Source organism: Providencia sp. PROV209, from assembly GCF_028479485.1.
In the GTDB taxonomy this organism is placed as follows: domain Bacteria; phylum Pseudomonadota; class Gammaproteobacteria; order Enterobacterales; family Enterobacteriaceae; genus Providencia; species Providencia alcalifaciens.
On record NZ_JAMPNR010000019.1, the window covers coordinates 35,794 to 46,217 of the forward strand.

A 10,424-nucleotide genomic window follows, 5' to 3' on the forward strand; every position below is an offset into this window, starting at 1 on the left:
TTGCTTTACAGAAAAAACCACTAACGCTCTAATAACGCACCATGACGGACTTTAATTCTGTGTAATGCTCAATAAAGGCACTTCCAAATTCACGACCGATACCTGAAGATTTAATCCCACCAAAAGGTACAGCAGGATCGAGGAAAGTATGCATATTCACCCAAACAGTCCCCGCTTCAATTTGCGAAATCATACGCATTGCTTTACAGAGATCATTCGTCCACACACTTGCTGCTAAGCCAAACGGCGTGCTATTCATCATTTTAATCAGCTCTTCTTCATCATCATAAGCTAAGAAAGTACCGATAGGACCGAATGTCTCTTCCTTCATTAAGACATCATCAGGACTCTTTGCACGAATAATTGTTGGAGGGACAAAGTACCCTGCACCTGCAATTGGCTGCCCACCATAGATAATTTCACTGCCATCTTGGCGCGCCTTTTCAAACAGGCTTAAAATTTTATTGTAGTGAGCTTTATTGGCTAACGGTCCCATTTGGGTGTCTTCATCTAATGGAGAACCAATCTTCATAGCTGATAAACGGGCTTTTAGCTCTTCCAGTACAGCATCCATCAATGTCGATGGAACATAAAAACGTTCTGCCGCTGCACAGATTTGCCCTTGATTTAAATAACCCGCTTCGATAATGCCACTAACAATTTTATCAACGGATAAATCTGCTAAGAATGCGGCGCCATTTTTACCGCCGAGCTCTAATGTCACTCGTGTTAACTTACCTTCCATCGCTGAGCGTCCAACCGCTAACCCTGTTGGTACTGAACCGGTGAAAGTCACTTTTGAGCACAACTCATGGCTAATTAAAGCGGGTCCTACTTCGCGCCCACCGCCGTTCACTATATTAATAACCCCATCAGGGATCCCAGCCTCTTTCGCTAACTCCACTACTCGTAACATCGTCAAAGGCGTAAATTCACTTGGCTTCAGCACAATCGTGCAGCCACATGTCAATGCCGCCGCTAATTTCCAAATGGAAATCATAATGGAAAAGTTCCATGGGATAATCCCCGCAACGACCCCGACAGGCTCACGCTGGGTAAATGCCGAATATTTTTCACCATTAAAAGACGGTAATGAGACATTCAGAGTTTCACCACTGATCTTCGTCGCCCATCCCGCAAAGTAACGTAAGAACTGTGCCGCTGAACCCACTTCCAGAAAACGCGATAACTGAATCGTTTTGCCGGAACTTAAGGTTTCTAATTGTGCTAATTCTTCTAAGTGTTTTTCGAGCAAATCCGCTAAACGATTCAAACAATTGCCTCGTTCCATCGGTGTAGTATTTGCCCATGAGTCTTTGAATGCGGCATAGGCCGCATTCATGGCAATATCAACTTCTTCGCGCGTCCCTTCTTTAACTTTGGCAATCACTTGCTCGGTAGCTGGATTCACGACATCGAAATAAGCCTCTCCCTTGCCAGAAACAGGCAATCCATTGATAAAATGACCATGCTGACGTTTCAAGAATTCTCTAACTTCTGGTAATAGGGTTAACTCACTCATCGTTTTCTCCACCTCGTGAATTGATTCAATTATGCATTTACGCAGGCTAAATAGTGTTTTACAAAACGTGGTGCACTGATTTCCCAAAGTACTTCGGTTCCTTTTGCAGCAAACCAAGAATCCCCTTTATGGTATTCCACTGTTACACCCGTTTTCACATCTGTTAATTTCACAGAACCTTCATGGACAGTTGCCATCTCATCAAATGGGTAAACCATTTTAAATTTCCCAGTTGTGCAAGCAAAAATTCCACAAGTCAGATTATCAGTTGGCTCACCGTGGATCATTGACACGCTAGCTTGTGGATCGCCTTCAACAACCACAGAACCTAAATTGCTCACGCTACCAATGTTCAGTAATTCAGGAAGTGCTTTATTTAACAGTAATGGGCTGATCATCTCTCTTACCTTCTCTTATATAATGAAATCAAAAATGGAAATTAAATTTAAGAAACCTAGCGGCGACCTTGCCAGTATCCAGATACCTGATGCCAACATTTAGCAAGAGAAACGATGGCGTTACGCATACTGTCCTTGCCCATAATGTCAGCATGAGGAATAGAGCTCATCAGGTCATAACGGCTTGAGCCTTCTACCATGCCTTCAGCCAGAACCTTACACACGATCTGGCTCGGCGTAACACCAAAGCCTGAATAACCTTGTACATAGAACACGTTTTTATGCCCTGGAATAGTCCCAATCTGTGGAAAGAGATTAGCACTACATGCCATTGGTCCACCCCATGCCAGTTCAATTTTCACATCTTTCAAGTATGGGAAAACGTTCAACATCAGCTTACGGTTCCACGCTTTCAAGTCGGATGGAATGTATTCTAAAAAGTACGTTGAGCTACCAAATAACAGGCGATTCTCGTTAGTCACACGGTAGTAATCGATAACCGGGCGAATATCACTGTATGCCCCACGAATTGGGCTAATACGTTCAATCAGCTCATCAGATAATTCTTCAGTCATTAACTGATACGCATAGGTATTAATGGTTTTTGGGTATAGCGTCGGCTCGAGACCATTCAAAAAACCATCACATGCCCACAGCATTTTTTTTGCTTTCACGGAGCCCATCGCGGTACGAACCGTTACCGTATCGCCGTACTCAACATTCAAAACTTGGCTGTTTTCAAAAATTTTTGCGCCATATTCGCTCACCGCTTTCGCTTCACCCAATAACAGGTTAAGTGAATGAACATGACCGCCTCCCATGTGTTTGATTCCACATGTGTAAGCATCAGAACCGATGATCTGCTTTAAATCAGATCCTGTATAAAATTCAATTTCTTCATCGGGTGCGACAGCTTTAAAATCAGCCAGCCAGCTGCGCAGCGTTTTCTCTTGGCGCTTATTGCTACCTAAATAGGCATAGCCATGACAAAAATCCGCATCGATATTGTATTTAGCAATACGGTCGCGCATGATCCCTGCCCCCATGTTGCTTAGCTTAAAAATCGTTTCTAAGCCTTCAGAGCCAACATGTTTTTTAATTGCATCAAGGTCATGACCAATTCCTGCCATGACTTGCCCACCATTGCGCCCTGTACCGCCATAACCAAGATGGCGTCCTTCCAAGATAGCAATGTTAGTTATGCCTTTTTCACACAGCTCTAATGCCGTGTTAATACCAGAGAACCCACCACCGATGATCACCACATCAACATCAATGTCTTCTTTCAATGTCGGAAAACGTAGGTCATATTTTTTGGTTGCTGAGTAATAAGTTAATGATTCTACTTGGTTATTCATAATTGATACCCTATCTAGTATCTGGGAATAACCTTGATTATCTTAACCTGACATTAACATTTACATAGCCCTTTAGGGACATTTGAAACATAAAACCAACATTTGTGACGTAGATACAATATTTACTTATAAACAAGATTAAATCAATTAAAAACTTTTCTATTTAAATTCAAAAGGATATATATTTATTATTATATTAATAAAAAATATAATACTTTATGATAAAAATAGAATTTCACGTGTTTTTAAAGTGAATAATTATTTTTAATTCATTGAAAAATAATACATATTTTCATTATTCAGTCTAAATACTAAACAGGTAACGAAAATCATTTTAAGCCACGGAATTTACTGTTTTATTGGGGTCATTAACAAATTAAATAATTCAACCTGCGAGTTGATGTCTAATTTTTGATAGATATTTTTGCGGTGATTTTTGACAGTGCCTAAGCTGATAAACAGCGATTCAGCGATTTGAGGGGAGCCTTTACCTTCCAAAATTAACGCCACAACTTCACACTCTCTCGGCGTCAAACCAAAGCAAGTCTGTAAGTCCGTATTACGATAATGACTGGATACTGAATTGGGCACAACTTCCTTATGTAATCGAGCAATACTTCTAATAATATCAAAGGCTTCCTTTAATGAACCTTGTTTCTTCTCATCAGCAAGAAACGGTTGGTCTTCATTCCCAAAGAAAATGCCTAATTGCTTATCAGCGGATAATTCCAACAGTAAACCTGCCTCATCACACCAACCCGTCTTACGATAAAAATTAAGATAATAATCCGTATGATAAAAACCTTTAGGGGCAACATCTTTCAATGTTAACACCTTCGAACTGCCGCCTTTTTGTAGTTCTTGATAGAAAGGATCCATCAAATAAGCCCCACGCTGATAAATGCGATTAACGCTATCACTATTACGCTTTTCAACTTTCGATAGAAAACGTGGAGCACCATCTTTTTCAAAGGCATAGATAATTGCATTATCAAAAACCACAAACGAAGACAACCATGATAATAAGTTTGGATAAAATTGATTGGTGGCAACTGAGTCAATAAGGTCAGGTAATTTATGCAGATAATGATCCATTCAGCCCTCACTCATTAACTTATTAATAATTTATCACCCTGTATATTTGGCGAACTATGACCCTATAAAGACCATATTCTGAGAGGAAGCTCAATTTTTTTGTTATTAATATGTTAATTAAATCACAATATATACTATAGATATTAATAGTATTTTATCAATTATTTAATAAGTTGAAGGATCGAGGAAAGTACAAGAGAAATAAAAGAGAGCAGCCCCGAAAGGCTGCTAGAGAACTATTTATTGATAATGGCCTTCAATTTGCTGTAACGACGGATCAAACGCCATTTTAATTTCAGTGTTGTGGCATGCTTCCAAACAATATCCCAGTAACCTTTATCAAAAAACAGTTGAACCATCTGCTTCTGCGTTTCAGGTGATTTAATCGCTAATAGCGCTAAAACAACGCCTAAACCTTCTTTCCCCACCTGCCATAAACAAGCAGGTGCTTGCTTCACTTCCTCAGGATGACGTTTATAGATATCCATCAGCATATCCAAGATCTTCAGGTAGGTATTGATCTTACGTACGGAGCGCTCATCTCCGGTTAAAGAGTGAGAAACGGATTGGTTATGAATCAGATATTCATAATATTGTTCATTGATAAACTGCACTCGTTTAGCAACGAGCAGCATCTCGGTAGTCCAAGGAATATCTTGATGGTGCAATCTAGGTTCAAAGGTAAAATTGTGTTCTCGAATTAATGACAAGCGATACAGATTCAACCAAGTTACATGGAGAAATTTACGGGAACTCAAACCAATTTGTAACCATTGAGGGCCCGTGATCACACCAGTAGAAGGAACTTTATTTGGTGGAAAAATAGCCTTTGGCGCATCCCCATTGGTGTACACGTAAGTACCATTGCAGGTCGCAACGTCTAAGTCACCGGCAAGTGCAATCTCCAGTAGGCGACCATACATCCTCGCATCAATCTCATCATCAATATCTGGGAAAGTGATATATTGCCCTGTTGCTACTGCCATTCCTGTATTACGTGCGACTGAAACACCTTGATTTTCCTGAGCGAGCACCTTGATATTTTCAAACTTATCTTCGTATTGGCGAATCACTGACTCGCTATCATCTTTCGAACCATCATTCACAATGATCAATTCCCAATTCTCTAACTTTTGGGCAATTAAGCTGTCAAAAAAATGGGGTAAAAACTTTTCGCCGTTATAAACCGCGACAACAATACTTAATACTGGTTGAAAAGACATGGGTTAACCTTACACTCATTGGAAATGATGATAACAAAATATATTTTTGTGTTTCATGAGAAATTTCATAATTAAATCAATACTATTATGATAGAAATGACTTCACTTATCCTTATTATTACTCAAATTATCAAATAGCTGTGAACTAATTTTTACTTCCTTTACCTAAGGAACATTAATGATACCTCACAATAACAAAAGGATCCTCCTGTGGCTGGAAGTAGCTTACTTACCTTATTAGATGATATTGCCGCCGTTTTAGATGATGTGTCAGTAATGACAAAAATGGCAGCGAAAAAAACATCCGGTGTTTTAGGTGATGATCTCGCCTTAAATGCACAACAAGTCACCGGGGTTCGAGCTGACAGAGAACTTCCAGTCGTCTGGGCGGTCGCAAAAGGCTCTTTTATCAATAAACTCATATTGGTTCCACTCGCATTATTGATCAGCGCTTTTATACCGTGGGCAGTGACTCCATTATTAATGCTTGGAGGCGCTTATCTCTGTTTTGAAGGTGCTGAAAAACTTGCTCATAAGTTTCTTCAAAAACATGAGACTTCACCGGCAGAAACCGTACACAAAGCTCAGCTTTTAGAACATGAAATAGCGGCATTTGAAAAACAAAAAATTAAAGGGGCAATCCGTACAGACTTTGTTTTATCCGCAGAAATTATCGCAATTACCCTAGGTATTGTCTCTTCAACAACAATCCTGAACCAACTTGTCGTGTTATCGATTATTGCCATTGTCATGACTATCGGGGTTTATGGGTTAGTTGCTGGTATTGTTAAACTCGATGACTTGGGATTCTTTCTACAGAAAAAAACTGCCTTTCTGCTCCGTAAACTCGGTAACGGATTAATCTATGTAACACCCTATTTAATGAAAACATTATCTGTTGTCGGTACTGCTGCTATGTTTATGGTTGGCGGCGGCATACTCACGCACGGGATTACCTATTTACACTCATGGATAGAAAACATAGCAGGAAAGATAGGCGGTATTCACATCATCGGGAATACACTTCAATTTTTAGCACCCTCTATCCTCAATTTAATCTTTGGTCTAGTAATCGGTTTACTTATTGTTTTTGTTATAAACTTTGTTGCTCGTTTTAAACAAACAAATTAACGCTAAAAACTGACTAATATCCTTAAATACATTATGGTAATAGTCAGTCTATTTTGTTTCAGGAAAAAGAGAAAATGCCGACACTTTATCGACGATTTTCGATTATCAACCAAGTTATCGGGTTAATGCTGCTTATCGCGGTTTTAGGGATCATCGGTATGACGATTTCCAATCGCATGATCATCAGTGCACAAGGCAATGCCCATGCTATTAATACATCCGGTTCCTTGCGTATGCAAAGTTATCGCTTACTCTCTTTAACACCTATCAATGAACATAACCAAAATTATCTTGATGCCTTAGAAAAAGACTTACTCAGCCCTGAACTAACTCAAGTCGTTAAAATTGAAAACCTTACTCCTGAATTTGATAAAATCCATGCGTTTTGGCTCAATACGTTAAGACCCGCCCTCACTCGCGCGTCATCACCGGATGATGCACGCTATGAAGTCATTACTTTCGTTAATATGCTCAATGAATTGGTCCACAATATTGATGATATTACTGAGAAGAAAATCGCTTATGTTGCCATGACCCAACTTATTTTTATTAGTTTAGTTTTCCTGCTACTCATGGGGACAATCTGGCATTTAAGACGAAAAATTTACTACCCATGGATGAAGCTTCTCTCCATGGTTAATGCGATTGGGCGTAAAGACTTCACACAGCGTTTTCCCATGAAAAACAATAGACAAGATGAACTTAATGCCCTTGGTGAAACCCTTAATCATATGTCTGATGAATTAGCCCAAAGCTACCATCAACTTGAAGAACGTGTCGCAGAAAAAACTGCCGATCTTCTCGCTAAGAATCGTGTTTTGTCATATCTCTATCAATCAAATCAAATATTACATTCATCGGAAACACTCTATTTGAGGTTACAAAAAGTCCTCACTGAGCTAAAGAATATTACGCAGTTAGAAAATTTACGCCTCAAATTATATGAAGATAGCAACGAGCAGTATTTTCATGAAATTTCGTATGCTTCTGCCAATTTAGACATCAACGACGAAAAACTGGCTTCAACTAAATCGCATTTATCCAAGGATAATCTGGCGGAAGACTCCCAAACATTGCAGTGGGATCTGTCAGATAATATGCATCGATATGGTGTGATTATCGGTGAAATTAAACAAAATCAACTTTTTTCTGACGAAAAAAATAAACTAGTTCTAATGCTCGCTAAACAAATTTCTGGCATGCTCACCATGGAACAACAGATAGAGCAACAGCAACAATTGTTGATCATGGATGAACGAGCGGCTATTGCTAGAGAGCTTCATGACTCAATTGCACAATCCCTCTCATGCTTAAAAATGCAAATAAGCTATCTCCAAATGCAACCAGAGCCGCTACCTGAAACTACACTGCATTTACTCAATGAAATGCGCACAGAAATTAATACCGCATACAGTCAGCTGCGTGAATTGCTGACAACATTCCGCTTGAAGCTCACTGAATCGGGCTTATTACCTTCATTAAAAAGCACCTTAGGAGAATTCAGCGGGCGAATAGGATTCAACATTCAGCTTAACTATGAGATCCCAGCAAAAAGTATCTCACCCCATCAATCTATCCACATCATACAAATAATTCGAGAGGCCCTAAGTAATATTTTAAAGCATGCGAATGCAACGTGGGCTAAAGTTTCATTAAGCCAAAATAGAGGCACTGTCACCATTACGATCGATGATAATGGCAGTGGTATCGACGATAACCCAAATAAACTTAACCATTATGGCTTAATTATTATGAGAGAAAGGGCACTCAGCCTAAATGGCGAGTGTTACATTACTCAACGAGCCGAAGGGGGAACAGAAGTGAAAGTCACATTCCCTTTATCTGACATTTAAAACACCGGATCAAATCATTCATGGAGACTAAAAATATAATGACTGAAAAATCAACAATCCTTCTTATTGATGATCACCCAATGCTCAGAAATGGCGTAAAACAGCTGATTAGCTTAGAGCCTTCACTTCAAGTTATTGGAGAAGCTGGAGATGGCAAAACAGGAATTCAAATTGCAGAAGAGCAAGATCCTGACCTGATCCTGCTAGATCTCAATATGCCAGGTATGAATGGTTTTGAGACACTTGATGAATTGAGAAAGCGCGAACTTTCAGGTCGAATTATTCTTTTTACAGTCTCCAATTACAGCGATGACCTAATCAGTGCCCTAAAAAGAGGCGCTGATGGCTATTTACTGAAAGATATGGAACCAGAAGAGCTTATCATTGCCCTCAAAGAAGCCGCGAGTGGAAAAATGGTCGTTAGCCCAACACTGACTTCCGTTCTTGCTGAATCATTAAGAGAAAATCAGTCTCAAAACGAAAGTGATGCCATTGCATTAACACCAAGAGAATCCGATATTTTAGAACTTATTGCACAGGGACTCTCAAATAAAATGATCGCCCGTAATTTAGATATCGCAGAAAGTACTGTAAAAGTACATGTAAAACATTTACTTAAAAAGTTAAATCTAAAATCTAGAGTTGAAGCCGCTGTTTGGGTTCTTCAACAAAAATAATATATTTTTCAATATATTCACTTCATTCATAGCTAAATGAGCCATTCACTTAGCTATGAATGTCCTCTCTACTATTTATGGCTAATCCGCTCAAATCTCGATAGCTCTAATCTACAAGTCCTTTCTTTCCAGTTATAATACACTTGCTTATGCCCCTTACTTAGATAGATGAACCAAATGATAGAAGAACTGCTTATTTTAGTGAATCAACAAGATACGCCAATTGGGACAATGCCAAAATTGCTGGCTCATCAGCGTGGCTGCTTACACCGTGCATTCTCTATCTTTATTTTTAACCATAAGAACGAATTACTCATTCAACAACGCGCTCTCCATAAATACCATTCTGCAGGGCAATGGGCGAATTCCTGCTGTAGTCATCCAAGACCACAAGAAGAGACCCACGATGCGGCGTTGCGTCGCTTAAATGATGAACTCGGTTTCTCAACCGAATTAAAACATGTTGGTGAGTTTATTTATAAAGCAGATGTCTATGGCGGGTTAATTGAACATGAGTATGACCATTTATTTGTAGGTTACTATGATGCACTAGTCATACCAAATCCTGATGAGGTCAGCGCTATTCGATGGGTTAGCCTAGACGTTCTAGACAAAGAAATCCGTATTCATCCTGAAAAATTTACACCATGGTTTAAAAAAATTTGGGAAAAATACCCACTATTAAATTTCTATTCTTGATACTCATTAGCATCAAATCATCATAGATAAATTTTGGCGTTGAACAGTAATTTATTTATATCATATTGATTTTAAAGATACTTATCTTTGGTAAGTAGAGAAAGTCTAGAATTTTTCATCAGCATAAAATACTGTCATCTGCCTTCATTTTCCAACCTCCTTAAAACTCTCCCTCAATATTCTATACTCGCACTTCCGGGCTACGTGAAATATGGGAGCTATATGAACACTTAGGTTGTGATCGGATACTTTTTGTTGTGTGAAAGGAAAGCGGTGCTAATAGGCAGTGTTTCATTGTGATGCTGACTGTCCCAAACATCATTTCGAGCGAATCAATCAAGCCAATCTAGGCTGTGCCATCCAAATAAATCGGTATTAACGAAGCTTAGCATTTTTCATCTCCCCGTTCAGCACAAGCACCATATTCTAAATTTCTCTGGAGTGTCACACTAAATAGGGCGTCGTGGC

9 protein-coding genes are annotated in these 10,424 nt (G+C 39.2%); 4 read left to right on the top strand and 5 right to left on the bottom strand.

What is annotated here, in order from left to right; translation table 11 throughout:
• Positions 1–28 precede the first annotated feature (28 nt).
• The 5 genes from PR795_RS13760 to PR795_RS13780 form a co-directional block, all read right to left on the bottom strand.
• On the bottom strand, positions 29–1,522 hold the full coding sequence (locus PR795_RS13760; protein ID WP_181480567.1) for an aldehyde dehydrogenase family protein: 1,494 nt from the start codon (positions 1,520–1,522) through the stop codon (positions 29–31).
• Positions 1,523–1,551: 29 nt separating this feature from the next.
• Positions 1,552–1,920, bottom strand: coding sequence for a cupin domain-containing protein (locus PR795_RS13765; protein WP_006657083.1), 369 nt, complete (start codon positions 1,918–1,920; stop codon positions 1,552–1,554).
• 56 nt (positions 1,921–1,976) lie between these two features.
• The gene (locus tag PR795_RS13770) at positions 1,977–3,278 is read right to left on the bottom strand and encodes an NAD(P)/FAD-dependent oxidoreductase (RefSeq protein ID WP_006657082.1); all 1,302 of its coding nucleotides are present in this window, start codon (positions 3,276–3,278) and stop codon (positions 1,977–1,979) included.
• 348 nt (positions 3,279–3,626) lie between these two features.
• The gene (locus PR795_RS13775) at positions 3,627–4,373 is read right to left on the bottom strand and encodes a helix-turn-helix transcriptional regulator (RefSeq protein ID WP_006657081.1); all 747 of its coding nucleotides are present in this window, start codon (positions 4,371–4,373) and stop codon (positions 3,627–3,629) included.
• A 236-nt stretch (positions 4,374–4,609) separates the two neighbouring features.
• A complete protein-coding gene (locus tag PR795_RS13780; RefSeq protein WP_006657080.1) occupies positions 4,610–5,596 on the bottom strand; it encodes a glycosyltransferase in 987 nt (328 codons plus the stop codon).
• Between the two features lie 210 nt (positions 5,597–5,806).
• On the opposite strand from PR795_RS13780, the gene PR795_RS13785 reads away from it, so the two are divergent.
• The 4 genes from PR795_RS13785 to idi all read left to right on the top strand — a co-directional run bounded on the left by PR795_RS13785 (position 5,807) and on the right by idi (position 9,956).
• Positions 5,807–6,727, top strand: coding sequence for a DUF808 domain-containing protein (locus tag PR795_RS13785; RefSeq protein ID WP_006662850.1), 921 nt, complete (start codon positions 5,807–5,809; stop codon positions 6,725–6,727).
• Positions 6,728–6,801: 74 nt separating this feature from the next.
• On the top strand, positions 6,802–8,580 hold the full coding sequence (narX, locus tag PR795_RS13790) for a nitrate/nitrite two-component system sensor histidine kinase NarX (RefSeq protein ID WP_006662851.1): 1,779 nt from the start codon (positions 6,802–6,804) through the stop codon (positions 8,578–8,580).
• Between the two features lie 38 nt (positions 8,581–8,618).
• Entirely contained in the window at positions 8,619–9,257 is a 639-nt protein-coding gene (narL, locus tag PR795_RS13795; RefSeq protein ID WP_006662852.1) for a two-component system response regulator NarL, read from the top strand.
• Between the two features lie 177 nt (positions 9,258–9,434).
• On the top strand, positions 9,435–9,956 hold the full coding sequence (gene idi, locus PR795_RS13800) for an isopentenyl-diphosphate Delta-isomerase (RefSeq protein WP_006662853.1): 522 nt from the start codon (positions 9,435–9,437) through the stop codon (positions 9,954–9,956).
• Positions 9,957–10,424: the final 468 nt, after the last annotated feature.

What these genes read in the sequence shown, in the direction of transcription:
- PR795_RS13760 (WP_181480567.1), bottom strand. Translation starts at nt 1,522, where the DNA reads ATGAGTGAGTTAACCCTATTACCAGAAGTTAGAGAATTCTTGAAACGT.
- PR795_RS13765 (WP_006657083.1), bottom strand. Translation starts at nt 1,920, where the DNA reads ATGATCAGCCCATTACTGTTAAATAAAGCACTTCCTGAATTACTGAAC.
- PR795_RS13770 (WP_006657082.1), bottom strand. Translation starts at nt 3,278, where the DNA reads ATGAATAACCAAGTAGAATCATTAACTTATTACTCAGCAACCAAAAAA.
- PR795_RS13775 (WP_006657081.1), bottom strand. Translation starts at nt 4,373, where the DNA reads ATGGATCATTATCTGCATAAATTACCTGACCTTATTGACTCAGTTGCC.
- PR795_RS13780 (WP_006657080.1), bottom strand. Translation starts at nt 5,596, where the DNA reads ATGTCTTTTCAACCAGTATTAAGTATTGTTGTCGCGGTTTATAACGGC.
- narX (WP_006662851.1), top strand. Translation starts at nt 6,802, where the DNA reads ATGCCGACACTTTATCGACGATTTTCGATTATCAACCAAGTTATCGGG.
- narL (WP_006662852.1), top strand. Translation starts at nt 8,619, where the DNA reads ATGACTGAAAAATCAACAATCCTTCTTATTGATGATCACCCAATGCTC.
- idi (WP_006662853.1), top strand. Translation starts at nt 9,435, where the DNA reads ATGATAGAAGAACTGCTTATTTTAGTGAATCAACAAGATACGCCAATT.